The organism is Ruegeria sp. AM7 (assembly GCF_056535965.1).
The window spans coordinates 262690-289452 of the sequence record NZ_JBQFJE010000003.1 but is presented as its reverse complement, the minus strand read 5'-3'; the positions used below and the strand labels follow the sequence as shown (position 1 = coordinate 289452).

24 protein-coding genes and 1 tRNA gene are annotated in these 26763 nt (G+C 58.2%); 22 read left to right on the top strand and 3 right to left on the bottom strand.

Features of this window, described 5'->3' with window-relative positions:
* Positions 1–128: 128 nt before the first annotated feature.
* The 7 genes from ACR3EG_RS05100 to ACR3EG_RS05070 all read left to right on the top strand — a co-directional run bounded on the left by ACR3EG_RS05100 (position 129) and on the right by ACR3EG_RS05070 (position 7824).
* Positions 129–1034: a LysR substrate-binding domain-containing protein gene (locus tag ACR3EG_RS05100; protein WP_480496683.1), complete on the top strand. Its 906-nt coding sequence runs from the start codon at positions 129–131 to the stop codon at positions 1032–1034.
* Positions 1035–1134: 100 nt separating this feature from the next.
* Positions 1135–2289 carry an aromatic ring-hydroxylating oxygenase subunit alpha gene (locus ACR3EG_RS05095; protein ID WP_480483434.1) on the top strand — a complete coding sequence of 385 codons (1155 nt, stop codon included), beginning with the start codon at positions 1135–1137 and terminating at the stop codon, positions 2287–2289.
* Positions 2290–2337: 48 nt separating this feature from the next.
* Positions 2338–2577 carry a hypothetical protein gene (locus ACR3EG_RS05090; RefSeq protein WP_480483432.1) on the top strand — a complete coding sequence of 80 codons (240 nt, stop codon included), beginning with the start codon at positions 2338–2340 and terminating at the stop codon, positions 2575–2577.
* Between the two features lie 112 nt (positions 2578–2689).
* Positions 2690–5110, top strand: coding sequence for a GcvT family protein (locus ACR3EG_RS05085; RefSeq protein WP_480483430.1), 2421 nt, complete (start codon positions 2690–2692; stop codon positions 5108–5110).
* A 104-nt stretch (positions 5111–5214) separates the two neighbouring features.
* Complete coding sequence (locus tag ACR3EG_RS05080) at positions 5215–6687, top strand: flavin-containing monooxygenase (protein WP_480483428.1); 1473 nt, start codon at positions 5215–5217, stop codon at positions 6685–6687.
* 1 nt (position 6688) lies between these two features.
* A complete protein-coding gene (locus tag ACR3EG_RS05075) occupies positions 6689–7663 on the top strand; it encodes an alpha/beta fold hydrolase (protein WP_480483426.1) in 975 nt (324 codons plus the stop codon).
* An 84-nt stretch (positions 7664–7747) separates the two neighbouring features.
* Positions 7748–7824, top strand: a tRNA-Met gene (locus tag ACR3EG_RS05070).
* 16 nt (positions 7825–7840) lie between these two features.
* Here the strand turns inward: ACR3EG_RS05070 and ACR3EG_RS05065 are convergent.
* Complete coding sequence (locus ACR3EG_RS05065) at positions 7841–8854, bottom strand: LacI family DNA-binding transcriptional regulator (RefSeq protein WP_480483424.1); 1014 nt, start codon at positions 8852–8854, stop codon at positions 7841–7843.
* Positions 8855–9073: 219 nt separating this feature from the next.
* Here ACR3EG_RS05065 and ACR3EG_RS05060 point away from each other — a divergent pair, with 219 nt between their 5' ends.
* From ACR3EG_RS05060 to ACR3EG_RS05040, 5 genes are all read left to right on the top strand, one after another.
* A complete protein-coding gene (locus tag ACR3EG_RS05060; protein ID WP_480483422.1) occupies positions 9074–10378 on the top strand; it encodes an extracellular solute-binding protein in 1305 nt (434 codons plus the stop codon).
* A 75-nt stretch (positions 10379–10453) separates the two neighbouring features.
* Positions 10454–11335 carry an ABC transporter permease subunit gene (locus ACR3EG_RS05055; RefSeq protein ID WP_480483420.1) on the top strand — a complete coding sequence of 294 codons (882 nt, stop codon included), beginning with the start codon at positions 10454–10456 and terminating at the stop codon, positions 11333–11335.
* Positions 11336–11346: 11 nt separating this feature from the next.
* The gene (locus tag ACR3EG_RS05050; RefSeq protein WP_480483418.1) at positions 11347–12240 is read left to right on the top strand and encodes an ABC transporter permease subunit; all 894 of its coding nucleotides are present in this window, start codon (positions 11347–11349) and stop codon (positions 12238–12240) included.
* An 11-nt stretch (positions 12241–12251) separates the two neighbouring features.
* Complete coding sequence (ugpC, locus tag ACR3EG_RS05045) at positions 12252–13298, top strand: sn-glycerol-3-phosphate ABC transporter ATP-binding protein UgpC (protein ID WP_480483416.1); 1047 nt, start codon at positions 12252–12254, stop codon at positions 13296–13298.
* Complete coding sequence (locus ACR3EG_RS05040) at positions 13295–14302, top strand: endonuclease/exonuclease/phosphatase family protein (RefSeq protein ID WP_480483414.1); 1008 nt, start codon at positions 13295–13297, stop codon at positions 14300–14302. The genes ugpC and ACR3EG_RS05040 overlap by 4 nt, the downstream gene beginning before the upstream one ends.
* A 43-nt stretch (positions 14303–14345) precedes the next feature.
* Here the strand turns inward: ACR3EG_RS05040 and ACR3EG_RS05035 are convergent, their stop codons facing one another.
* Entirely contained in the window at positions 14346–14705 is a 360-nt protein-coding gene (locus ACR3EG_RS05035) for a hypothetical protein (RefSeq protein WP_480483412.1), read from the bottom strand.
* Between the two features lie 354 nt (positions 14706–15059).
* Between ACR3EG_RS05035 and ACR3EG_RS05030 the strand changes: the two genes are divergently transcribed.
* The 10 genes from ACR3EG_RS05030 to speB all read left to right on the top strand — a co-directional run bounded on the left by ACR3EG_RS05030 (position 15060) and on the right by speB (position 26124).
* The gene (locus ACR3EG_RS05030; RefSeq protein ID WP_480483410.1) at positions 15060–16322 is read left to right on the top strand and encodes an imelysin family protein; all 1263 of its coding nucleotides are present in this window, start codon (positions 15060–15062) and stop codon (positions 16320–16322) included.
* A gap of 124 nt (positions 16323–16446) precedes the next feature.
* Entirely contained in the window at positions 16447–16740 is a 294-nt protein-coding gene (locus ACR3EG_RS05025) for a (2Fe-2S)-binding protein (RefSeq protein WP_170724151.1), read from the top strand.
* A complete protein-coding gene (gene bfr, locus ACR3EG_RS05020) occupies positions 16688–17173 on the top strand; it encodes a bacterioferritin (protein ID WP_170751522.1) in 486 nt (161 codons plus the stop codon). The genes ACR3EG_RS05025 and bfr overlap by 53 nt, the downstream gene beginning before the upstream one ends.
* Positions 17133–18674, top strand: coding sequence for a di-heme oxidoreductase family protein (locus ACR3EG_RS05015; RefSeq protein WP_480483408.1), 1542 nt, complete (start codon positions 17133–17135; stop codon positions 18672–18674). The genes bfr and ACR3EG_RS05015 overlap by 41 nt, the downstream gene beginning before the upstream one ends.
* Positions 18674–19684, top strand: coding sequence for an imelysin family protein (locus tag ACR3EG_RS05010; RefSeq protein WP_480483406.1), 1011 nt, complete (start codon positions 18674–18676; stop codon positions 19682–19684). Before ACR3EG_RS05015 ends, ACR3EG_RS05010 begins: the two co-directional genes overlap by 1 nt.
* A 3-nt stretch (positions 19685–19687) precedes the next feature.
* On the top strand, positions 19688–20770 hold the full coding sequence (locus ACR3EG_RS05005) for a DUF1513 domain-containing protein (RefSeq protein ID WP_480483404.1): 1083 nt from the start codon (positions 19688–19690) through the stop codon (positions 20768–20770).
* A gap of 102 nt (positions 20771–20872) precedes the next feature.
* A complete protein-coding gene (gene speA, locus ACR3EG_RS05000) occupies positions 20873–22762 on the top strand; it encodes a biosynthetic arginine decarboxylase (RefSeq protein ID WP_480483402.1) in 1890 nt (629 codons plus the stop codon).
* 23 nt (positions 22763–22785) lie between these two features.
* Entirely contained in the window at positions 22786–24009 is a 1224-nt protein-coding gene (locus ACR3EG_RS04995; protein ID WP_480483401.1) for a saccharopine dehydrogenase family protein, read from the top strand.
* A 106-nt stretch (positions 24010–24115) separates the two neighbouring features.
* Complete coding sequence (gene nspC, locus ACR3EG_RS04990; protein WP_480483399.1) at positions 24116–25285, top strand: carboxynorspermidine decarboxylase; 1170 nt, start codon at positions 24116–24118, stop codon at positions 25283–25285.
* Positions 25282–26124 (top strand): agmatinase, encoded by an 843-nt coding sequence (speB, locus tag ACR3EG_RS04985; protein WP_480483397.1) that lies wholly within the window; start codon positions 25282–25284, stop codon positions 26122–26124. Before nspC ends, speB begins: the two co-directional genes overlap by 4 nt.
* Here speB and ACR3EG_RS04980 read toward each other — a convergent pair.
* Entirely contained in the window at positions 26121–26711 is a 591-nt protein-coding gene (locus tag ACR3EG_RS04980) for an HD domain-containing protein (protein ID WP_480496680.1), read from the bottom strand. The two genes, speB and ACR3EG_RS04980, sit on opposite strands and share 4 nt — an antisense overlap.
* Positions 26712–26763: the final 52 nt, after the last annotated feature.

Genomic DNA, 26763 nt, shown 5'->3' with positions numbered 1-26763 from the left:
CAAGCCGGTTGACGGTTTTGTCCGATCGCTTTCAAAAAAACCTGAGAACACTGGTTTTCTTGCACGGATACACCGATATTGACGTGAACCAAACTCATGCGAATGCACTACCCAAGGTCCCTGCGATTATGTCCAGACGTCACTACAACCTACCCCCGCTGACAACGCTTGCCGCGTTCGAAGCCGCCGCGCGGCATCTGAGTTTCAAGAATGCGGCCGAAGAGTTATCGGTGACGCCCGGTGCTGTCAGCCACCAGATCAAGGCATTGGAAGGCGATTTGGAAACGACCCTTTTTCAACGCAAGCATCGCGGGGTTGAACTGACAGAAGACGGAAAAGCCTTGTTCGAGGCACTGTCATCTTCATTTTCCAACATCTCAAAGACTCTGGCCACAATTCGTGGTCGCGTGTCAGTGGGTAAGGTCACTGTCGGATCCACGACCGCCGTAGCAGCCCTGTGGCTGTCGCCGGCTGTGATCCGGTTCTGGCGCGAGATGCCCGAGGTCAACGTGGATCAAATTGCGCAGGACAGACCATTCCGTGACCGGCCGGATATCGACTTTTTCATACGCTATGGTCGCGATAGTGACCCGAGCCTATCGCATACACCATTGTTTCGCGACCACTTGACCCCCGTGGCAAGCCCGGAACTGGCCGGGCAACTGACCGGCTCCGATCTGAAACAGCTTGCCGCGCAGCGCCTGATTCATCTTGAATCGGATGACCGCAGTTGGACCACGTGGCCCGAATGGTTCCAGCAGCTTGGCTACCCCGGTAAAATCCCGATCGTATCCCGCGTGAACAGCTATTCGGTCGCGTTGCAGCTGGCGCGCAAAGGGGCGGGCCTGGTGCTTGGTTGGCAGCGCCTTATTCAACCCATGCTGCAATCGGGAAAACTGGTGACCCTTGGGCCGCATCACCTGACCGCGCCTAACCAATTCTACCTTGTAGGGCGGCCGGATGACGAACTGTCTGAAAGCGCGCGCGCGTTGAAAGAATGGATCCTGCAAGAGGTACGGGATGGTTCGGTTTAGGTGAAGTCACCCAGTGATGAGGTTTTCTGGTATTGAGAAAGGGCAGGCCCTTCCGCCAAAACGGATGAAACGCATCCAGCAATACCCTCAGGAGAGCCCGATGAACAAATATAGCCCGCTGTCCTCGGTTCTGGCCGATGTGAATGTGGCCAACGGTCTGCCGAACGAGCATTACATCGACCCGGTCGTCTTTGCCGAGGAACGCAAGTCCGTCTTATATGCTAACTGGTCAGGGATCGGGTTCGGCAAGGACGTGCCCGAGGAAGGCGATGCCAAACCGGTCGATTTTCTGGGCATGCCCCTGTTGATCGTCCGCGACCGGGATGGTGAGGTCGGTGTATTCCAGAACACATGCCGCCACAGGGGCATGATACTGGTCGACACCCCCCGCAAGATCGGCGGCGCGATCCGCTGCCCCTACCACAGCTGGTGCTACAGCCTGAAAGGCGAGCTACGCGCGACACCCCATGTGGGCGGCCCCGGCCACAACACACACAAGGATGTTGACCGCAAAGATCTGGGTCTTGTCCGCGTCCGCTCGTATGTCTGGCGTGACGTGATTTTTGTTAACGTGGACGGCAACGCCCCCGCATTCGAGGACGCCCACGCCGCGCTAATGGAACGTTGGAAAGAGTTCGACAAACCGGTGCATCACGGTGGCGAGACCTCCTCGTTCAAGCTTGAGGTCAAGACCAACTGGAAGCTGGCAGTCGAAAACTATTGCGAAAGCTATCACCTGCCTTGGGTTCACCCCGGCCTGAACAGCTATTCCCGGCTGGAAGACCATTACAATATCGAAGAGCGCGGGCATTACTCGGGTCAGGGCACATTGGTCTATCGACAGCTGACCGACCAAGACGGCGCTACCTTTGATGATTTTGACGGCCTGAGCGACAAATGGAATGAGGGCGCGGAATATGTGGCGCTGTACCCGAATGTCCTGCTGGGCGTGCAGCGCGACCACGCCTTCGCAATTGTGCTGGAGCCGGTCGACCAGGAAAATACGGTCGAACACATCGAGCTCTACTATGCGAAAAGCATCGACGAGACACCACAGCACGACGGCCTGCGCGCCTCGAATGCGCAACTGTGGAAGACCGTATTCGAAGAAGACGTCTTCGTGGTCGAAGGGATGCAGAAAGGCCGCCACGGCGTGCTGTTCGACGGAGGTCGTTTTTCGCCCGCGATGGACGGTCCGACCCATAACTTCCACCATTGGGTTGCCTCGCAGATCGAAAACGGTCGCGCAGAGTAAGATAGCGGGCTGGTCGGCTTTTTGCTGATCGGCCCTGATGGAGACCCGATGGACAAGACCGATCTGGATCGCCTGCTGCTTGAAGCCCATGATCACAACGATCATGGCGCCCTCATTCGCTATTATACGATGGCCGCAGACGAACGCGAAGCGGTGCAGGATATCGACGCGGCCTGTTTCTATCTGACCCATGCCTTTGTGTTCGCTCTGGAATCCGGCGCGCCTGAGGCAAAGACCCTGAACGCACGACTGGCCGCCTACGGGCGCACTCATCGGTTGGAATTCTGAGGTTAGCGTCAAGTTAAACTCGCTCAACTCAACTTGAAATTTATGTCCGTTGTCCGCGCAACACCCTTGGTGACACAAAGCGCGAAGAACCCAACTTGGATATGGCAGGCTCATGAAAACGAATGCACAGGCGGTGGTAATTGGCGGCGGGGTGATCGGGTGTTCTATCCTGTATCATCTGACCAAATTAGGGTGGTCAGATGTGGTGCTGCTGGAACGGGATGAGTTGACCTCGGGCTCAACCTGGCACGCGGCGGCGAACATCCACGGGCTGCATGACAGCACCAATATCAGCCGTATTCAGCACTATACCATGACCCTGTACAAAGAGCTTGAGGCCGAAACAGGCCAGAGCTGCGGCGTGTTCCAGCCCGGCTCGCTCTATCTGGCGCAGACCCAAGAGCGCGAGCATCAGCTTCGCCTGCAGGCGGCCAAGGCCAAGCTCTATGGCATGAATTTCTATGAGATAAGCATTGAAGAGGCCCAACGCCTGAACCCTCTGGTCAACTATGACGGCATCCGCTGCGTGATGTTCGAACCCGATGGCGGCAATGTGGACCCGTCGGGCGTGACCAATGCCTATGCGGTGGGCGCGCGCCAGCGCGGGGCCGAGATTCATCGTTTCACTCCGGTTACGGCAACCGATCAGCAAGAGGATGGCAGCTGGATCGTGCGCACGCCCAAGGGTGACATCAAAACGCCCTGGGTGGTGAATGCCGCCGGTCTGTGGGGCCGCGAAGTGGCGCAGCTGGCGGGGATCGAGCTGCCGCTGCAGCCCACCGAACACCAGTATTTCGTGACCGAAGCGATGGCAGACGTGCAGGCGCATGGCACCCGCCTGCCCTCGGTCAGTGATCGGGATGGAGAATATTATCTGCGGCAAGAGGGCAACGGCCTGCTGGTCGGTGCTTATGAGAAAGACATGAAATTCTGGGCCGAAGACGGCACGCCGCTGGATTTTGCCCATGACCTGTTCCCCGACGATCTTGAGCGGATCGAAGAGAACATGATGAACGCCATCGAGCGCCTGCCTGCCGTAGGTGAGGCCGGGATCAAGCGTGTCATCAACGGCCCGATGATCTGGTCGCCGGATTCGAATGTCTTGATGGGGCCGGTGCCCGAGGTTGATGGCTATTTCTGCTGCAACGGCATCATCCCCGGCTTTTCGCAATCCGGTGGCATGGGCCTTATGGCCGCGCAGTGGATCATCGAAGGCGAAACCCAATACGACATGTTCGCCTGGGATATGGCCCGGTTCGACACATGGGCGACAAAGGAATTCACCAAAGCCAAGGTGCAGGACCAATACGCCCACCGCTTTGCAATCCACTTCCCGAACGAGGAGCGCAGCGCAGGCCGCCCTGCCCGCGTGCGCCCGATCTATGAGACCCAAAAGGCCATGGGTGCGGTATTCGGCCTGAATGTCGGCTGGGAACATCCGCTTTGGTTCGCGGATGAGCCGGGCACGGTGGATACCAACGGCTTTACCCGCCAGAACTGGTGGGGACCTGTGGGCGAAGAATGCAGGATGCTGCGCGAGCGGGCGGGCATCATCGATATCTCGAACTTTGCCAAATATATCTGCAAAGGTCCCGGCGCGGCGGATTGGCTGAATGCGGTCTTCGCCAACACCATGCCCAAGGCGGTTGGCCGGTCTTGCTTGACGCCACTGATCTCGAAACGCGGGGGCATTGCCGGGGACTTTACTGTCACCCGCGTGACCGAGGACGAATTCTGGATCATCGGCTCGGGCATGGCCGAGCGATATCACAAGCGTTTCTTCAAGCAGGTTCCGCTGCCCAAAGGCACCACATTCGACAGCCACACCGAAGCCATGTGCGGCTTCAACGTCGCCGGTCCGAAATCGCGTGAGATCCTGCAACGCCTGACTAACACATCGTTGGCGACTGAGGACTTCCCGTTCATGCGATCGGCCAGAATCGAGATGGCCGGGATCAAGGTTCTGGCCCTCCGCGTGTCCTTCACCGGTGACTTGGGGTGGGAGTTGCATTGCAAGACCGAAGATCAGGCGCAGCTTTATGAGGCGCTGCTGGCAGCTGGCAAAGAATTCGGTGCAGGCCCCGTGGGCAGCCGCGCGCTGATGTCGCTGCGGGTCGAAAAAGGCTATGGTTCATGGAGCCGCGAATACAGCCCCGAATACTGGCCGCACGAAGTTGGGCTGGATCGTTTGTGCAAGTTCGACAAAGACTTCCTGAACAAGGAGGCCGCGCAGAAGGTTCTTGACAACCCTGCCCGAGAACAGCTGGTCCTGCTGCATCTGGATGAGGCCGACGTGACGGCCTCCAACGCCGACGCAACCGGCGGTGAGCCGATCTTCAAAGACGGCGTAGGCATCGGTCGTGTAACGTCGGGCACCTACGGGTACACGGTCGGAATGTCGCTGGCGCTTGGGTATGTCAAAAACGCCCAACCCGGCGATGAGGTCGAGGTGATGGTGCTGGGCCACCCGCACAAGGCCACCATCCTGCAAGAGCCTCCGTTCGATGCAAACGGTGAAAAACTTCGCGCCTGATCGAACCGTGATCTACCCCTGACCCTACGAGACCCTATCCACGCGCCCTGCCCTGCCTATATCCTTCACATACCATCTGGATCGTTTTGGGAGGGGCGGGGCGCGTGGAACATAAGACCGACATGCTGATTATTGGTGCCGGGTTCTCGGGGCTGATCATGGCGATTGAGGCCCGTAAGCGCGGGATTACCGATATCGCGATCCTTGAAAAAGCGGGCGATATCGGCGGCACATGGCGTGAAAACACCTATCCCGGCGTTGCCTGCGATGTGCCTTCGCACCTTTATTCAATGGCCACTCATCTGAACCCCGACTGGAGCCGCGCATACGCAGGCGGGGCGGAAATCCAGGCTTATCTGCGTAAAGTCGCACAAGACGAAAGCGTGTACGACCTGTGCCATTTTCATCAACAGCTTAAGTCCGCGCGGTGGGACGGAGCCCAATGGCAGGTTGAAACCGAAGACGGGCAGCATTGGTCGTCGCGGATACTGGTTTCCGCCATAGGCGCACTGCACGTGCCCAGCATTCCAGACATCCCCGGCGCGGACAGTTTTACGGGGCCAAGTTTCCACTCTGCCCAGTGGAACCACGACGTCTCTTTGTCGGGTAAACGTATCGCGGTGATCGGCACCGGAGCCTCCGCAGTCCAATTCGTCCCCGAGATCGCGAAAATGGCGGGGCATGTCACAATCTACCAACGCAGCGCCCCATATGTTCTGCCGCGCCCGGATGGCCCAATCGCGCCGTGGGTCCGCAGGCTGTACCAGCGTGTTCCCATGTTACCGAAATTGCGCCGCAAGCTGATCTACATGGTATTCGAATACCGCCACCGGGTTTTTCGCGGAGAAAAAGGCGCTGTGAACTTTGCCATGAAGATGTGGCGCTCTGCCATGGAAAAGGCGATCAGTGACCCGGACGAGCGCGCCAAGCTTACACCCGACTACCAAATTGGCTGCAAGCGTATCCTCAGCTCGAACGATTGGTATTCGACTCTTGCGCGTTCAAACGTGTCCGTTGTTCCGCAGGGCGTGACCGCAATCGAGGGCGATCAGATCACGGCTGCGGATGGATCCCAATCACAGGCCGATATACTGATCTGGGGTACCGGATTTCACGTCACCGATATGGTCGAGTACCTGAATATCTCGGGCGACGACGGTGTAAGCCTGCGCGACGCATGGGCTGACGGAATGAAAGCCAATCTGGGAACTGCGATTGCAGGCTTCCCGAACTTCTTCATTCTGCTTGGGCCCCATACGGGATTGGGGCACAATTCTGTGGTGCTGATGATCGAAGCGCAGGTTCGCCATATCGGCCGCGTTTTGGACGAAATGCAGCGCGACGGTCTGCAGGTTGTAACGCCCGACCCCGAAAAACAGGCGGCCTTTATCCAAGAAATGCAGGACCGGCACACGGACAGCGTTTGGCAGGCGGGCGGATGTACGTCATGGTATCAGGACGCCCAAGGCCGCAACACCACGCTATGGCCCGGAACTGTATCCGAATTTGAAAAGCGTATGGCGCGCTCGGGGTTAGAGCATTACCAACCCCTTCCTTCCCAACACGCGGAGAATTGAGATGAACGTAATTCTGATCCTTGTCCTTCTGATCGCCGCATTTTTCGTGGTCATGAATGTTTGGACCCGAAAGCTGACCCGCGACGGGCTTGTCCGTGTTCCTCAACTGGGTCAGATCACTCCAGTACGTGGGGGCAATATCCACTATGTCGAAAAAGGCGACCCCTCCAAACAGACGCTTGTGCTGATTCATGGCCTCGGTGGGCAGCTGCAACACTATACCTATGCGATGGTCGACCTGCTGGCCGAGGATTACCACGTCCTCGCAGTGGACCGCCCCGGCTGCGGCTACTCGACCCGCGATACTGCTGAACTGGGCCGACTACCGGAACAGGGCCGCATGATACAGGAGTTTCTGGACACCAAAGGCGTGTCTGATGCAATCCTTGTCGGGCATTCGCTCGGGGGGGCGGTCTCATTGGCCATGGCATTGGACTATCCCGAAAAAACAAAAGCATTGGCCCTGTTGGCCCCGCTGACCCAAGTGATGCCCGGGCCGCCTGCCGTGTTTAAACCGCTAGAGATCCGCACCCAATGGCTGCGCACCTTTATCGGCAACACCATTGCCGTTCCAATTGCCGCAAAAACTGCCCCACATACACTTAGCGCGGTGTTTGATCCCGAACCGGCGCCCAGTGATTTTCTCGACCGCGCTGGTGGCGCATTGGGCCTGCGCGCTTCGGCATTCATTACGGCCTCGCAGGACATTGTCGGCATTGACGAAAGCCTTGAGGGGCAAGTGGCCCGCTACGGTGACCTCAAAACCCCCGGAGGCATCCTGTATGGCGCACAGGACGCGATCCTTTCACCCGAGGCACATGGCGCTCCGATGGCTCAATTCGGTCTGGCCGAAGAGCGACTTGAGGGGCTGGGTCACATGATCCCGATAACCGCACCCGACACCTGCGCGGACTTCATTCGCCGCATCGCGAAAAGTACAGCAGAGGCTGATAACTCCGATACCGGAACGATGTGAGACAGGGTTAAAAAAGAATCTCGTACCGGGGCCATTTCCCTCTTGACCCTCTTGGGCCCCTCGCTTAAATCGCCTCTCACCCATGGCGGAGTAGCTCAGTTGGTTAGAGCAGCGGAATCATAATCCGCGTGTCGGGGGTTCAAGTCCCTCCTCCGCTACCATTTCTTCCCACACGATTCAGTGTGTCCCACGCGGAACGAAGAAGGGGTCAATCAACACTGTCTCACTTTCTTTTGCCGGGTCGGCGAGACGCCGCTCTAGCAGCCAGATGACCTGCTCGACAGCCTCGTCAATTGGATTGTTTACTGTACTCAGATTAAACATGGGCCAGCCCGCCATTTCAATGTCATCAAAACCGACAATCGACAGTGCACCCGGCACATCCAAGCCGAGCTCTCGCGCAGCTGCTAGGGCGCCGATGGCGCTTGCATCATTGGCGCAAATCAACGTGTCCAGCTGGTGGGCTTCAAGCATCCTCATCGCTGAACGGTATCCTGCTTCAACTGTGAACTCTCCGACCTCTTCTGCCACCAAAGAAAGACCGGCATCCCCTAGCGCTTGCATCACGCCAGCTTTGCGGTCAGCAGAGGACCCAAACCCTGTTGCGCCCGCTATATAGCCAAATCGCTGGCGACCGCGATCAACCAAAGCCCGAGTTGCTATCTGCATACCTAGCGCGTTTCTGCAGCATACATTGTCTACGCCCAATGCATCCACGATGCGCCCTGATGAGATCATTGGGACGCCGAATTTACTGCATTGCGTCACTACCGATTCAGGCATACTGCCGCCGCGCAGAATCAAAGCGTCCAGCGGGTAGCGCAGCACCTGGTCGATAGCGGAGCCGGCCCGATCATCTTCACCATCAATCAGGACCGGCCACTTGTTCAAAGCATTCAATCGACCGACCAAACGATGCACGAATTCCGAGTCATACGCGCTGCGCATATTGCCAACAAACACCGCCACAAGATGCGAGCGTCCGCCCTTCAGCCCTGCGGCCAACGCATTTGGTTGATACCCCATATGTGCGGCAATTTCTTGAATTTTCCGGCGCTTACCCGCATCAAGATACGCGCCCGGAGTAAACGCGCGCGACACGGCAGACCGCGAAACCCCGGCGGCGTCAGCGACGGTTTGCGCCGTTACACGGCGAGGCCTTTCGGCAGGTTTACTGTTGTCGTCAGCCACCCCTAAGCTGTCCTCCGTTTCCATATAATTTGTCAATATTGCAATAAATCTTTCACCGAACTGTCACAGGAACTGCGTATGTGACCACGTGTGCACACACTGTGCATTCGCAAGCGGACCATGTCCGTTTGTTTTGCTTTTTTGATGCTGCAAGGGGCACCAGCCCCGCGAACTGGTGTGTTGGCCGCAAGCGCGGGAACCACCAAACCGGAGAGAGACATGACCAACCTGACATTCTGCGCAACGGCTGCCGCTGTCGCCTTTACCGCGACCGCAGCTTTTGCCGAAACCGAAATCACCTGGTGGCACGCGATGGGCGGCCAACTGGGCGAGACCGTCAACAAGATCGCCGAGGATTTCAACGCCTCGCAGGACGAGTACAAGATCACTCCGGTCTACAAGGGCAGCTACGAAGAAACCCTGACCGCAGGCATCGCCGCCTTCCGCGCGGGCGAGCAGCCCAACGTCATGCAGGTGTTCGACGCCGGTGCCGCCACCGTCATCGGTGCCAAAGGCGCGACCATCCCGGTTCAGGACCTGCTGGCCGACAATGGCGTTGATTTCGACATCAATGACTACATCGCCGGTGTGCGGTATTTCTATGCCGACAGCGACGGCAAGATGATCGGCATGCCCTTCAACTCGTCCACGCCGATCCTGTACTACAACATGGACGCGCTGGAAGCTGCAGGCGTCACCCCGCCGAAAACCTGGGAAGAGTTCCAGTCGACCACCGCCCCCGCGCTGAAAGACGCAGGCTACATCGCGCTAAGCCAGTCGCACCTGCCCTGGATCTTTACCGAAAACTTCATGTCGCGCCACAACCTGCCGTTTGCCACCAACAACAACGGCTATGACGGCACCGACACGCAGATCCTGGTCAACAACGACGCCATCAAAGCCCATTTCACCGCCGTGAGCGAGTGGAAAGAAAACGGCATGTTTGAATGGTACGGCACCGGCTGGGGCGACAATGCCAAGCCGTTCGAGGAAGGCAAAGTGGCCATGTGGCTGGGTTCTTCGGGCTCGTTCGGCGGCCTGCTGCAGAAAGATCTGCCGTTCGAATTCAGCGCCACCGAGCTGCCCTATTGGGAAGTAGTGACCGCCGAGCCCACACAGACCTTCATCGGTGGTGCCGCTCTGTTTGCCATGTCCGGCCAATCGGACGAGGAGAACAAAGCCACGGCCGAATTCTTCCGCTTCCTGACCGCGCCTGAAACCCAGTATTTCTGGCATCAGGAAACCGGCTATGTGCCGATCACCGAAGCCGCTTATGAAGTTGCCAAGAAAGACGGCCATTATGACCGTTACCCAGCTGCCGAAGTTGGCGTCAACCAACTGCAGGCCGAGGCGGGCGACAACACCAAGGGTTACCGCATGGGCTTTTACGTTCAGATCCGCGACATCATGAACCGCGAATATGGCCGTATCCTGACAGGTGAAACCGACGTGGAAACCGCGTTCAAAACCATCGAAGAGGAAGCCAACGAACTGCTGGCCCGCTTCGCCAAGACCCAGGGCTAAGTACCCGTATCACCCCCAGGGATGGTCGCGCTGTCACGGCGCGGCCATCGCTCTTTTTTCTTACTGGACCACTCAATGAAACGTGCGGGCTTCGACAATATCTGGCTGCCTGTGGCGCTACTGCTGCCACAGTTAATGATCATCGCCATCTTTTTCTACTGGCCTGCGGGCTGGGCACTGCAATCCTCATTCTATCTGCAGGACCCTTTCGGGTTTGGCTCGACCTTTGTGGGTGGCGAGAACTACACGTCGCTTGTGGGCAACGACCAGTACAAGCGTGTCGCCGGATTTACGATCATCTACTCGGTTCTGGTGACGTTCTTCTCTCTGGCCATCGCGCTGTTGCTGGCCGTGAAGGCAGACAAGGTAATCCGAGGCGCCAAGACCTATCGCACGCTGCTGATGTGGGTCTATGCCATCGCGCCGCCCGTTGCCGGCTTCATGGGTATCCTGTTCTTTGATCAAAGCACCGGACCGCTGACCAAGCTCTTTCAGATGTTCGGGTGGGATTTCAAACTGGGCGTGGATTACAACGCCACTGCAACCGCCATGGTCATGGTGGCCGTGTGGAAGCAGATCCCGGTGAACTTCATCTTTTTCCTGTCCGGTCTGCAATCCATCCCCCGATCGGTGCGCGAGGCCGCGATGATCGACAACCGATCCGCCACCGGACGGTTCTGGCAAGTGACCTTCCCGCTGCTGGCCCCCACCGCATTTTTCTTGCTGATCATCAACATCACCTACGCCCTGTTCGACACGTTCGGCATCATCGATGCATTGATGAAGGGCGAGCCGGGCAACAACCCGATGACGCTGGTCTACAAGGTCTATCTGGACGGCTTTCGAGGCAACGACCTGGGCGGATCATCGGCGCAATCGGTCATCCTGATGGTGCTGGTTCTTTTGCTGACCGTGTTTCAGTTCCGGCTGGTGGAACGCCGGATTCACTATACGTAAGGGCTTTGGACATGGCTGAGACAACACTCGAAACTCCCGTTGAAACACATCGTCCCCGCCGCATTAAATGGGGCGCGATCGGCGATCACACCGTCCTGATCCTAGGGGCTTTGCTGATGATGATACCACCGCTGCTGGCGCTGACCACGGCCAGCCACGATGCGGTGACGATCCACCGCGAGGGGTTGCAGCTGACGCTGGGCGACGATCTGGGCAAGAACTTCCATGCCGCCATGTTCGAAAAGGGTGGGTTCACCCAGACGGTGGATGGCACGCTGATGCTGATGAACTCGTTCATCCTTGGCATCGGCTTTGCGGTGGGCAAGATCGTGATCTCGATGATGGCGGCCTATGCCATTGTCTATTTCCGCCTGCGGTTCGCGACGCTGGCCTTCTGGGTGATCTTCACCACACTGCTGCTGCCGCTTGAGGTGCGCATCCTGCCCTCCTACGAGGCGATCCAGAAACTGGGCCTGACAAACACCTATACCGGTCTGATCGTGCCGCTGATCGCCTCCGCAACCGGCACGTTCTTTTTCCGTCAGTTCTTCATGTCCGTCCCTGAGGAGCTGGCAGAGGCCGCCCGGATCGACGGCGCAGGCCCATGGAAGTTCTTTGTCGATATCCTTGTGCCGCTTAGCCGAACGATGATCGCTGCGATCTTCATCATCATGTTTGTCTTTGGATGGAACCAATATCTATGGCCCACGCTGATCACTACGGATGAGAGCTTTTTCACCCTGGTCCGGGGCATCAAACAGATCGTGCTGTCCTACACAGATAGTCAGATCCCAGAACACGGGCAGGCATTGGCGCTGGCCATTGTCGCGATGATCCCACCCGTAGCGATCGTCGTCTTTTTCCAAAACTGGTTCGTCAAGGGCCTAACAGAATCCGACAAATAAGGAATACGCGCATGGCTCAGGTTTCATTAGAGGGCGTCCGCAAGGTCTATCCCAACGGCTTTCAGGCGGTTCAGACCACCAGCTTCACCATTCAGGACGGCGAGTTTGTCGTGCTGGTCGGCCCCTCGGGCTGCGGCAAGTCTACCTTGCTGCGGATGATCGCGGGGTTGGAGGAAATCACAGAAGGTACGCTGAAAATCGGCGACCGGGTGGTCAATGACGTGGATCCGGCGGACCGTGACATCGCGATGGTGTTCCAGAACTATGCGCTATATCCGCATATGACGGTGCGCAAGAATATCGGCTATGGCCTCAAGAATCGCGGCACCCCGGCCGCCGATATCGCAGCCAAGGTCGAAGACGCCGCCCGGATGCTGAATCTGACCGAGTATCTGGACCGCAAACCAGCGCAGCTGTCGGGCGGCCAACGTCAGCGCGTCGCCATGGGCCGTGCCGTCGTGCGTGATCCGGCGCTGTTCTTGTTTGATGAACCGTTGTCGAACCTCGACGCTAAGCTGCGCAACCAGATGCGGATCGAGATTAAGGCCCTGCAACGCCGCCTTGGCACCACAGCCGTCTACGTGACTCATGATCAGGTCGAAGCGATGACGATGGCCGACCGGATCATCGTCCTGAACGCGGGCCGGATCGAACAGATCGGCACTCCGTCCGAGATCTATCACAACCCCGCCTCGACCTTTGTGGCCTCGTTCATGGGGGCACCACCGATGAACCTGATCCGGGCTGAAATCGATCAGAAACAGGTCAAAATAGATGGGTATGACGGGTTAATGGTCGCCCCTGAGGCGTTTAGCGGCCCAATCACAATGGGAATACGCCCCGAAGATGTAGAGCTGGACGACCAAGGCCAGGTGAAATTTCATGTTGATATCCTTGAGGAATTGGGCGCTCATCGCCTGCTGCATGGGCGGATCGATGACCAGCCGTTCTCGGTCATGATTGGTAAAGAAGATACAGCCCATACAGGTGAAACACGGATCAAGTTGAAGCCCGAAGCACTGCGCCTGTTCGACAAGGATACGGGGCTGCGACTGTGATTACTCAAACCCTTGCGACGCTACCTGCGGTTTCACCAAACCAGCGGGCTGCAATCCTGTCGGCGGATCGCACGGCACAAACACACCGCCATTTGCTTGGTGATCTTCCGGCATTGAATGCTGTCCAGGTCGGTGGAACACCTAAGGCAGACCAGTTGCCGTCAGAATTCACGGTCGCCGCCTGGAACGTTGAGCGCTGTTTGTTCCCGGAAGAGACGGCCGCGCATCTGCATAGTGTTTCTCCTGATGTCGTTCTGTTGTCCGAAGTAGACCACGGCATGGCCCGCACGGCGCAACGGCACACGACCGAGGCAATGGCAAGCGCACTTGGCATGACCTATGCTTTCGGAGTCGAGTTTCACGAGCTTGGCTTGGGCGGAGCAACCGAACGCTCCTATTGCACGGACGCTACCAATTCTCTCGGTTGGCATGGCAACGCGATCTTGTCCTCGGTTCCGTTCGAGCGTACGGCGCTGATCCGGCTGGACGATCACGGACACTGGTTCTGCACCGATTCCGGCGCCGCTGACCCAGAGCAGCCAAGAATCGGAGGTCGCATGGCGATCGCGGCGGTGGTTCCAACCGACCGTGGGCTTGTATGTCTGGTGTCCACACATCTGGAAAGCAATGCCGATGCTGCGCATCGTTTCGGTCAATTCCAGAAGCTGTTGCAAGCTATAGACGAATTCGCGCCCGGTCTGCCCGTTCTGATCGGAGGAGACCTGAACACCGGCAATCATATACCCCCCGCCTTTGACTGGAGGGACGAAACCTTGTTCGGATTGGCCGAATCTCAGGGCTATGATTGGGGTTTCACCGCGCCGGGTTTCACCACACGCCCCAGCCTTATCACGCCGCATCCCGAACGTCAGATGAAACTGGACTGGCTGGCTGGTCGGAAACTGACCCCGTTAGAGACAGGTATCGTGACGTCCATATCAAGGGATGGAAAGCCACTCTCGGATCATGACTGCGTCTGGAGTCGCATTACCTTTAAAGACTGAGCCGGGCTGAGGTAATTCCTGACACCCAGCTTGGCCCCGCACTTCAGGAGCTTTGCAAGGATAAACCCGCATCTGCCATATGGATGCTGAAACCTTTGGTGTTGGCAAAAGGGGTAAGGGTTTCCCCAAAGCGCTTCAACACAGCTGCATCCTGGCACGCAACTTCATACTTCGCTTCGAACTTCAAATCCAAAACATCACCGGCCACCAAGGTCCCGCGACCTAGCCCGTAACCCGAAAGAACCACACGCGCAGACGTCACTGAACACTCGGCCTCGACCGGAAGGCCTAAAAATCCATGAGGGTCTGACAAATCCGAGATCGCCCGAGCGATCAGCGCGTTGTCGTCCTCAATCCCACTGGCGGAGACGTCCCCTAGCACATCAAAAGTGGCGACTGTCATGGATATCAGAAGGCGGGAACCAGAGTGAACTGCTTCACTACTCGGCTCTCTATCGCGCCACGCTGTTGCCGGACCAGCCTGGCTGACAAATAAAAACGACAGTGCCGCGAAAACAGTCGAAAAACAAATCCTACGCACAAAAAAAACCAATCAACTAACTTTAGCTTAAACTGGTTGTACCTCCTACAGGTGCGGCCTTGAAGATGGAAGCCCACTATATTTGGGGAAGTCTTTACACCCAAATACCTGACAGTAAAACTCAGGTTGACATAGCCGACTAATTCACTCAGTTATCAGGCAACCGACGCTTTCGTGGCGCCGGATCTGAATTTCTGAGATGAAAGACCTGCCCCAATGACCAGATTGATTGCAACCACAAGCGCCCTGACACTTTGCGCCGTTTCTGCGGTCGCTGCCCCGGCGAAAACTGATGTTCTGACCACTTACGCCAATATTGCCGAAGCCAAGTATGAAGACAGCCTGATTGCAGCCCAGACGTTGCAATCTGCAGTGAACGCGCTGATCGCCAACCCGTCAGATGCAACCCTGAACACTGCCCGCGCGGCATGGATCGCCGCCCGTGTTCCCTATCAGCAGACCGAGGTCTACCGCTTTGGCAACGCCATTGTTGATGACTGGGAAGGCAAGGTGAACGCGTGGCCTCTGGACGAAGGTCTGATCGACTATGTCGATGCCACCTACGGCGGGCCGTCCGATGAAAACGAGTTTGCAGCACTGAACGTCATCGCCAACCCAAGCTTTACGCTGTCCGGTGAAACGATCGACGCATCGGAAATCACGCCTGAATTGCTGGCAGAAACCCTGCACGAAGCAGACGGGATCGAGGCAAACGTGGCCACTGGCTACCATGCGATCGAGTTTCTTTTGTGGGGTCAGGACCTGAACGGCCATGATGCTGGCGCAGGTGACCGTCCGTGGACCGATTATGCCCAAGGTGACGACTGCACCGGCGGACATTGCGACCGACGCGGTCAATACCTAAGCGCAGCCACCGACCTGTTGGTCAGCGATCTGGAGTGGATGGCAGCCCAGTGGGCCGAAGGTGGTGACGCGCGCGTTGCTTTGACCGAAAACGAAGCTGCAGGTGTCAGCGCAATTCTAACGGGTATGGGTTCGCTGTCTTATGGCGAACAGGCGGGCGAGCGGATGCGTCTTGGCCTGATGCTGAATGACCCTGAAGAAGAGCATGATTGTTTTTCCGACAACACCCATAACAGCCACTATTACGACGGCTTGGGCATCCAGAACGTTTATCTGGGCAGCTACACCCGGATCGACGGAACGCCGATCTCGGGCGCGTCACTGTCTGATCTGGTCACCTCTACCGACCCGGCGCTCGACGCCGAGATGAAGGTTAAGCTGGCCAACACCATGCAGGCATTGGGCCTGATCAAATCGACTGCTGAAGCCGGTTTTGCCTATGACCAGATGCTGGAACGCGGCAACGAAGGTGGCGAAGCCTTGATCATGGGCGGCGTGAACGGTCTGGTCGACCAGACCAAAACGATCGAACGGATCGTTACGACGCTGGAGCTGGATCAGATCAGCATCGAAGGTTCGGACAGTCTGGATAACCCGAACGCAGTATTTCAGTGACCTTGGCCGAGAGGCGGCTCACCGCCGCCTCTCGGGCTTTTGAGAGCTGAATGACAGTATGACGCAGGACTTCTGTCAATTAACCAACTATTATACTCAGATTAGCAACCTAAGACACCTTGCCATGATCGTTTGCCATTGCACGAACATCTCGGACACCGAAATCCATGCCGCGATCGACTGGATGCGCGCGTCGGACCCCCATGCAGTGATCACCCCGGGCAAAATCTATCATGCCCTTGGAAAATCAGCGGATTGTGGCGGATGCATGCCACTTTTCCTAGACACGATGCGTTCCAGCGATAAGCTGGAAGTCCCCATGCAACTTCGCGCGTTGCGCAGCGAAGTATCACAGGAGAGTGCAGATGAAGGGCGACCCCAAAGTAATCGAATACCTCAACAAATCCCTGCGGCATGAGCTGACAGCGGTCAGCCAGTATTGGCTTCACTACCGTTTGCAGGAAGATTGGGGTCTTGGCCATATGGCCAAGAAAAGCCGCGAGGAAAGCATCGAAGAGATGGGCCACGCAGACAAGCTGATCGAACGGATCATCTTTCTGGAAGGCCACCCCAACCTGCAAAAGCTGGACCCTCTCCGGATCGGACAGACGCCCAAAGAAACACTGGAGTGCGATCTGGCCGCCGAACACGACGCGCGCGCTTTGTATGTTGAGGCCCGCGAATACTGCCGCGAAGCCGGGGACTACGTAACCATGTCCCTGTTTGAAGAATTGATCAGCGACGAAGAGGGTCATATCGACTTCCTCGAAACGCAGCTTGATCTGTATGAAAGGATTGGCGAAGCCAATTATGCGCATCTCAACGCATCGAAAATGGACGAAGGCGAGTAAACTTTCGATCTTGGTGGTGGCGGCTTTGGCGGCCACCCCCTCACTGTCCGGCGAATTGCAGGACCTTCACCTCAACTTTCTGCCGAGAACCGAAGACGAGGCCGCGCGGATCGCCAAAGTGACCGCCCTGCCTGAAGATTTCAGCGCACCGCAACAGTTCGAAGAGTTGCCCGCAGGGGCGGCGACTGTTCGTTTGCGCACGGATGCGGACGCGTTTTCGCAACCGTCAGGCAATCTGGAGTTCGAACAGGAGCTGGACTTCAAGGTCGGCAATGGGCTTTTCAAAAAGCTCTGGGTCTCGTCTCCGTCATCGACTTTGGCGTCAGATGGGCTGGGGCCGCTTTATAATGCGCGGTCCTGCCAGCGGTGCCACATCAAAGACGGGCGCGGTCATACGCCGAATGGGCTGAATGACAGTGCCGTGTCGATGTTCCTGCGCATCTCAATCCCCGGCGGGGCCAACCCTACCGAGATCGAAGATTACATCGCCACGCAACCTGAACCAAACTATGGCGGGCAGATGCAGGATCTGGCACTGCCCGGCCATCCGGCAGAATACCGGCTGGACATCACCTATGAGGACATCCCAGTTACGCTTGCAGGTGGCGAAACTGTCACGCTGCGCAAACCGACATATGTCGCGGCAGATCTGGGTTACGGGCCGTTACACCCTCAGGCCATGCTTAGCCCGCGGGTCGCGCCTCAAATGATCGGCTTGGGATTGCTGGAAGCGATTCCGGTCGAAGACCTACTGGCCAAGGTCGATCCCGACGACGCAGACGGAGACGGGATTTCCGGGCGACCCAATATCGTTTGGGCTACAGAATATGCACAGCCCATGATGGGCCGCTTTGGCCATAAGGCCGGAATGCCCACGATCATGGAGCAATCGGCAGCGGCCTTTGCCGGAGATATCGGAATTTCAAGCCCGCTTTATCCTGCTGGCCACGGCGATTGCACTGAATTGCAGGTGGATTGCGTGAAGGCGCCGCATGGCGATGGCGACGACCGCACTTTCGAGATCGACCAGCAAGGCATGGACCTGATCACCTTTTACAGCAGGAATCTGGGAGTGCCCGAGCGTCGCAACTTGGGCGATCCACAAGTTCTCCGCGGAAAACAGGTGTTCCACGAAACGGGATGCACGTCGTGCCACACCCCGTCATATGTGACTCACCGCTTGGAAGACCGCCCCGAGCACAGTTTCCAATTGATCTGGCCCTACACCGATCTGTTGCTGCACGATATGGGCGAAGGTTTGGCCGACAACCGCCCCGAAGCGCGGGCCACAGGCCGGGAATGGCGCACTGCTCCTCTGTGGGGAGTGGGCCTGACACAACAGGTTTCGGGTCATACCCAGTTTCTGCATGACGGGCGCGCACGCTCGCTGCTCGAAGCGATCTTGTGGCACGGAGGGGAAGCACAGGCCGCTCGTGACACAGTTGTTGCCATGCCAAAACCCGATCGCGACGCCCTGATCCGCTTTCTAGAGAGTCTATGATGCGTAAATTCGCTTTGGCACTATCAATATGTCTGCCTGCAGTGGTGTCGGCACAGGATCGTGGGCAAGTTCTTGTGGATGTGACTGAAGAACACATACTGCCCAGATTTTCTGAATTGTCAGAGGCGACCTTTGTGCTCTCCGCAACAGCGCAGGCAGATTGTACACCTGAATCGTCTGAACTGCGCGCCGCTTATCACGCTGCTTTCGACAAATGGATTTCCGCCAGCCACCTTAGGTTTGGTCCATCCGAAGTGGACGACCGTGCGTTTGCTTTGGCTTTCTGGCCCGACACCAAAGGGTTCACAACCAAAGCGTTGTCCGGGTTGATCGCTTCGGAGGACACCGCTGTCGAAACCCCTGGGCTCTTCGCTGAAACCTCGATCGCCGGTCGCGGATTTTTTGCTTTGGAACTGATGATGTTCGAACCTCAGTTTTCGGACCAGGGTACCGAGGTTTATCGTTGCGCGCTCATTCGTGCCATCACGATTGACATCAACAGCAATGCCAACGCCATGTCGGAAGAATGGAAAGTTTACGCGCCATCATTGTCCCAGCCAGGTGCCGACAGCCCTTACCGCTCGGATGACGAAGCCCTGCAAGAGTTATTTAAATCGCTGGTCACAGGGCTGGAATTCACCGCCCAAACACGTTTGGGGCGTCCGATGGGGACTTTCGACCGACCCCGTCCCAAGCGCGCCGAGGCACGTCGCTCTGGCCGCTCGCTGAGGCACGTAGAGCTATCTTTGATCGCACTGAAAGACCTTGCAACACATCTATCCGCAAACCACCCCGAAATTTCGGCCGATCTCAATCGTGCATTCGAAAAAGCAATCCTCCGCGCACAATCCTTGGACGATCCGACACTTGGCGGAGTGTCGTCACCGCAAGGACGGCTTCGTATCGAGGCTCTGCAGCAGTCAATCGAAGATGCCCGTCAGATTGCCGCAACTCGGCTAGGCCCGACTTTGGGTATCAGCGCAGGGTTCAACTCATTGGACGGGGATTAACGGATGACCAACCGACGTCATTTCCTGGCCGGTCTGGTGGCTACAGGTCTCGTCCCAATGCCCGGTTGGGCTGCGGTCGGCGCGCCTGATTTTCTGGCCGCTGCGCTCTTTCCAGACGACTCCTACCGGCTTGTCGGGCTAGCAGTAGACGGTGACATCCAATTCTCCCTTCCGCTGCCAGCTCGTGGCCACGCTGCAGCTGCCCACCCATCCCGCGCGCAGGCCGTCGCGTTTGCCCGACGACCAGGTACTTTCGCCGTGGTTATCGACTGCGCGGCGGGTGCTGAGATGGCACGCCTGAAAGCACCCGAAGGTCGCCATTTCTATGGCCACGGCGTGTTTTCAGCAGATGGCTCGCAACTCTTCACTACCGAAAACGACTATGAGGCGGGCGCGGGTGTGATCGGCGTCTGGGACACGGCGACATATTCCCGACAAGGCGAGTTTCCCTCGGGCGGGGTTGGTCCGCATGACATGCGCCTGATGCCCGATGGCAAGACGCTGGCCGTGGCCAATGGCGGTATCGAGACCCACCCCGAGACGGGGCGCACCAAGCTGAACCTACCTGTGATGCAGCCAAGCCTGACCTATCTGGACTTGGCGGGCACGGCGCTAGAGCAGGTCACACTGCCAAGAGCGCTGCACAAGAATTCGATCCGCCATCTGGCGGTGCGGTCTGATGGGGTGGTGGCGTTTGCGATGCAATGGCAGGGGGACAGGACGCAGCATCCTCCGCTACTGGGTCTGCACCAGCGCGGCGAGGCCCCCCGCTTGTTGGCCACCTCAGAAGCCGACCAGAACACGCTTCAGGGCTACGCCGGCAGCATCGCCTTTACTAAAGACGGCCAAAGCGTCGCCATCACATGCCCGCGCGGCAACGCGTTGCATCAATTCGACGTCACTACCGGCGCGCTGACCGCCGCTCTCACTCTTGAGGATGTCTGCGGCATCGGCCCCGGCCCCACGGGATTTGTCTTTACCACCGGAACCGGGCAGATCGGAGCCTTCACCTCGTCAGTCCGCATCTCAGCCCACCCAGACTGCCAGTGGGACAATCACTTGATCCCGGTCGGCACTTGCGCGTAACTTCGTCAGTTCCCGTCACATAGATTACACTTGGACGAATCAAACTGCTGCCGTATGGGCAGGCGCAAAACTGCACTCCCACGGATCAAAGGACTGACTTGATTGAAACAGACGCCCGACGCACCGCATTCCGTCTACGGAGTTGAGAAATGGGGCAAGGGCCTTGTCGAGGTGACAGAGCAGGGCGAGATCGGTCTGAGAAACCCACTGGTCCTTGACGCGGCTGCAATCAGCCTGCCGGGTATTCTGGCCGATCTGGATGACCGGGGGATCAAGGCGCCGATGGTGCTGCGGGTCAGTTCCTATCTGGAACATGAGATCGCGCATCTGAACGAAAGTTTTGCCGACGCCATCGCACGGGTGGGCTACAAAGGCCCTTATCGCGGCGTGTTTCCGATCAAGGTGAACCAGCAGGCGCAGGTGGTCGACCGCATCGTCGCGTTCGGCAAGAAGTACAACTATGGGCTTGAGGCCGGATCGAAACCCGAACTGGTCGTGGCGCTGGCTCATCGTCTGGCCCCCGAGGCGCTGATCGTCTGCAACGGCGTCAAGGATGCCGAGTTCATCCAGCTGGCGATCCTGTCCCGCAAGATCGGCTTCAACACAGTCATCGTTCTGGAAAGCCCGAAAGAGGCCGACACAGTCATCGAGGTTTACAACGAGCTGGGCATCGAACCCCTGATCGGCGTGCGGGTGAAGCTGACCAACCAGATCAGCGGCAAATGGGAAGAAAGCTCGGGCGACCGCTCGGCCTTTGGCATGAACACGGACCAACTGGTTGCCACAGTGGACAAGCTGAAGGCGGCGGGGCTGCTGCATTGCCTGAAGCTGCAGCACTCGCATCTGGGGTCGCAGGTGCAGGACGTGAACGATGTGCGCCGCGCCGTGGGTGAGGCGTGCCGCTACTACACCGAGCTCACGCGCGAGGGCGTGCCGCTGACCCATCTGGACCTCGGCGGCGGTATGGGCGTGGATTATACCGGCGAGAAAAAGGCCGCCGAGAACTCGATCAACTACACGGTTGAGGAATACTGCGCCAATGTGGTCGAAACTGTTGCCTATGCCATGGATGAGGCCGAAATTGCGCACCCCACGCTGGTCACCGAAAGCGGGCGCGCGGTGGTGGCGACCTCGTCGATGCTGGTCTTCAACGTGCTGGAGAGCACGCTCTACGACGCCCCCACGGGTCCCGAGGTTGAACCCGACGATCATCATCTGGTCGCCGACCTTGCCGCCGTTCACGGGTATCTCAGCCAAGACCGTCTGCAGGAATGCTGGAACGACGCCACCTTTTACCGCAACGAGCTGCGCGCGCTGTTCCGCCGGGGCTATGTCGACCTGCGCCAGATGGCCCGCGCCGAGCGCATTTACCTGTCACTGATGGCCCGCCTCAAGTCGCTGGCGGCCAGTGACGAGCTGGACACGGATGTGGACGACCAGCTTGAGAAAGTGGCCGATATCTATCACTGCAACTTCTCGCTGTTCCAATCCCTGCCCGATGTCTGGGCCATCGACCAGCTACATCCCATCGTGCCGCTCCAAGGGCTGAACCACCCCGCCGACCGCCGCGCCGTTTTGTCAGACATCACCTGCGACAGTGACGGCAAGATCGACCAGTTCATTCTGGCCGACGGCGTATCCCCCAGCCTGCCGGTGCATTCCCTGCCCGAGGATGGTGAGTACTTCATGGGCGTCTTCTTCGTCGGTGCCTATCAGGAAACGCTGGGCGATCTGCACAACCTGTTCGGCGACACCAACGTCGTCACCATCGACCTGCGCGCCGATGGCGGGTTCGACCTGCTGCACGAACAAGAGGGCGACACGATCAGCCAGGTCCTGTCCTATGTCGAATTCGACCCGCAAGACTGCGTCGCCGCTTTCCGCAAAATGGTGGACGAGGCGATCTCGACCGGTACTCTGATGGCCAAAGACCGCAAAACCCTGATGAGCGCCTATCGCGACTCCATCAACGGCTACACCTATTACGAATAACCCCCTGAGAGGAGACGACCCCCATGGGAACTTTGAGTGGAAAAACACTGGTTGTCGGCGCAGGCGGCGTATCGCACGCCGCGGTGCATAAAATGGCGATGAACTCGGACATCTTCACCGAGATCACTCTGGCCAGCCGCACGAAATCGAAATGCGATGCCATCGCCGCAGCCGTGAAAGACCGTGTGGGCGTTGATATCTCGACCGCCGAACTGGACGCCTACAAGGTCGAAGACACGGTCAAGCTGATCAAGGAAACCGGCGCGGAAATCCTCGTGAACCTCGCCCTGCCTTATCAGGATCTGGTGCTGATGGATGCGTGCCTTGAGGCCGGTATCCACTACATCGACACCGCGAACTATGAACCCGAGGACGAAGCCAAGTTCGAATACCACTGGCAATGGGCCTATCAGGAGCGCTTCAAAGCGGCCGGCCTGACCGCCATTCTCGGATCTGGCTTCGATCCGGGTGTAACCAGCGTGTTCGCCAAATGGTTGAAAAAACACAAGCTGGACACGATCCGCCAAATCGACGTGCTGGACGCAAATGGCGGTAGCAACGATCAGGAATTCGCCACCAACTTCAACCCCGAGATCAACCTGCGCGAAGTGCTGGCCGAAGTCCGCCACTGGGAAGGCGGCGCGTGGCAACACTCCCCCGCCATGACCCACAAGGTCGAGTTCGACTTCCCCGCCATCGGCCCCAAAAACATGTACCTGATGTATCACGAGGAACTGGAGAGCCTCAGCACCCACTTCCCCGAGATCGAGCGTGCGCGCTTCTGGATGACCTTTGGCGACGCCTATATCATGCACGCCAAAGTGCTGGAAAACGTCGGCATGACTCGCATCGATCCAGTGATGCATGACGGCAAGGAAATCATCCCGATCCAGTTCCTGAAAACCCTTCTGCCCGATCCCGGCGATCTGGGCGCGGAAACTAAGGGCAAAGCCTGCATCGGCGACATCGCCACGGGTCAGGCCAAGGACGGCTCGGGCGAGAAAACCTACTACATCTACAACATCTGCGACCACGAGGAATGCTATGCCGAGGTCGGCAGCCAGGCCGTCAGCTACACCACCGGCGTCCCGGCGATGATCGGCGCGGCACAGGTGCTGAAAGGCAACTGGACCGAGCCGGGCGTGTGGAACATGGAACAGCTCGACCCCGATGACTTCATGGACATGCTGAACACTCACGGCCTACCATGGCAGGTCCACGAACTCGACGGCCCGGTCACCTTCTGATCCGCGCGGGCGGCCCCCACGGCCGCCCTGCTTCATCTGGCAAAAAATACCTCGGGGGGACCGGGGGGCTGGCCCCCCGGCTTCTCCACAATCGGAGACGCCTGACATGTCCGACATGATGACGACCCAAGCCGGCGACGCCGGTGCCTTTCGCGCTTTCGATCTCAACCGCGTCCCCACTCCCTGTTTCGTGGTCGACGAAAAGGCAGTTGAACGAAACCTGCGCATCCTCGCCGAAATCGGCACACAGTCGGGCGCACATGTTCTTTCAGCACTCAAGGCATTCTCCATGTTCTCTCTCGCCCCGCTTGTGCGCCGACATCTCGGCGGCACCTGCGCCTCTGGCATTTACGAGGCACGTCTAGGCCGCGAAGAATATGGCGGCCAAGTCGCGACTTTCTGCGCTGGATACAAGGATTCCGATATCGACGAAATCCTGTCACTCTCCGATCACATCATCTTCAACTCTCCGGCGCAAAAGGATCGGTTCCTCGCCAAAGCCCAAGCCGCCAATGTTCAGGTTGGCCTGCGCATCAATCCGGAACATTCCGAAGGCGAAATCCCAAAATACGACCCCTGCGCGCCCTGCTCGCGCCTTGGGACACCCGTCAGCCAACTGACCCAAGATACATTGATCGGAGTTGACGGTCTGCACATGCACACGCTCTGCGAACAGGGGTTCGAGCCATTGCAACGCACATGGGATGCGGTCGAACCAAAACTCAAACCCTTCCTCGGCCAGCTCAAATGGCTGAACTTCGGCGGCGGGCACCACATCACTCGCGACGACTATAACCGCAAAGGGCTGATCGCATTCATCAAGACCATCCGCGAAACGCACAACGTCGACGTCTACCTCGAACCCGGCGAAGCCGTCGCTTTGGACGCGGGCATTCTGATCGGTGAAATCCTCGACCTGCCCACCAATGGCATGAACCTCGCCATCACCGATATCTCGGCCACCTGCCACATGCCCGATGTGATCGAAGCGCCCTATCGCCCCGCCCTGATGGGCGAGTCTGAGGCAGGCCATACTTACCGTCTGGGCGGGCCGTCCTGTCTGGCGGGCGACGTGATCGGTGACTACACTTGGGACCGGCCGTTGGAAATCGGCCAGCGCTTTGCCTTCCTCGATCAGGCGCATTATTCGATGGTCAAGACCAACACGTTCAACGGCGTGCCCCTGCCGACCATCGCCTTGTGGAACAGCGAAACGGACGAGCTGAAACTCATCAAACAGTTCGGCTATGAAGACTTTAAGGACCGCCTCTCATGAGCATTTTCCTCGACAGTGAACTGACCGCCGCCGAGCGTACCGAAGACGCGCGGTTCCGCGTGATACCCGTGCCGCTGGAGCGCACCGTGTCCTATGGATCAGGCACCGCCAAAGGCCCCGAAGCCATCATCGAGGCCAGCAATGAGCTGGAGCGGATCACCGGCCACGCGGAACCCTGTGTCGAGGGTATCTTTACCGAACCAGCCATCGACTGCGATGCCTCCCTGGCCGAGATCATGGAGCGCCTTGCCCAACGCACCGAGGCCGCCATTCGCGCCAGCAAAGTGCCGGTGACGCTGGGCGGAGAGCACTCGCTCAGCTACGGCGCGGTGATGGGCGTGGCGCGGGCGCTGAATCAGCCCATCGGCATCGTCCAGATCGACGCCCATGCCGATCTGCGCAATGCCTATCAGGGCGAGAAACACAGCCACGCCTCGGTCATGCATCTGCTTGCCGAAGAAGGCATCAAACTGGCCCAGTTCGGCGTCCGCGCCTTTTCCACCGAAGAGGCGCACAGCCGTCTGAAAAACCACGTCTTCCACGTGGATGCCGAGGAATTGGTCACCGGCAATATCCACGCCGTCGACCTGCCCAAGGATTTCCCCGAGCTGGTCTATGTCAGCTTTGACGTGGACGGTCTGGACCCGTCGCAAATGCCTGCCACCGGCACGCCGGTTCCGGGCGGGCTCGGTTACTACCAAGCCCTGCGGTTGGTCGAACATGCCCTTAAAGGCCGCAAATGCGTGGGGTTCGACGTGGTCGAATTGGCCCCCGATGGCAACGCGGCGTGGGATTTCACCGCCGCGCAGATCGTCTATCGGCTTATGGCGTCCTGTTAACCTTCGGAAGTCTCGTTCAATTCCATATGCCCCTCGCCCTTGTTCAATACGCGACGCAGCATGGGCTCGAAAAACTCCAGAGGTTTGGTCGGGTAATCCGGGTCGAACGCCTTCTGATCGTATTCATGGCAGAAATAGCGGCAGTCCTCCCAGTACGGGCTGTCGCGGTATTTGTCGCGGGCGTTTCGATCGCCACCAAGATGATGGTTGTAGTAATAGCCCTGAAACACGCAGTGATATTTCAAAATCCAATAGGTCCTTTCACTGACATAAGGCTTCATCATCGCCGCTGACAGCTCACCGTGATTGTATGGCGACAGGATATCGCCGGTGTCATGGATCAGGGCAGCGACCACCAGTTCCTCATCAGCCCCATCCTCATAGGCGCGGGTCGCGGCCTGCAAACTATGCTGATAGCGGTTGACCGGGTATGGCGTCCACTCCTCGTCCAGCGACCGGATCGCGTCCAGAATACGGTCGGGCAAAGCGGCATTGTACGCCTCTTCATACTCCATGACCGCATCCCAATCGGCTTTCGTCGCCTCTTCGAAACTAGTCCAGGTGGGTTTGTGGCTTTTGTCCAGCATGACACGGTCCTTATGCACATCGTTCACAACAGAGTAGCGCGGAACCATGCCT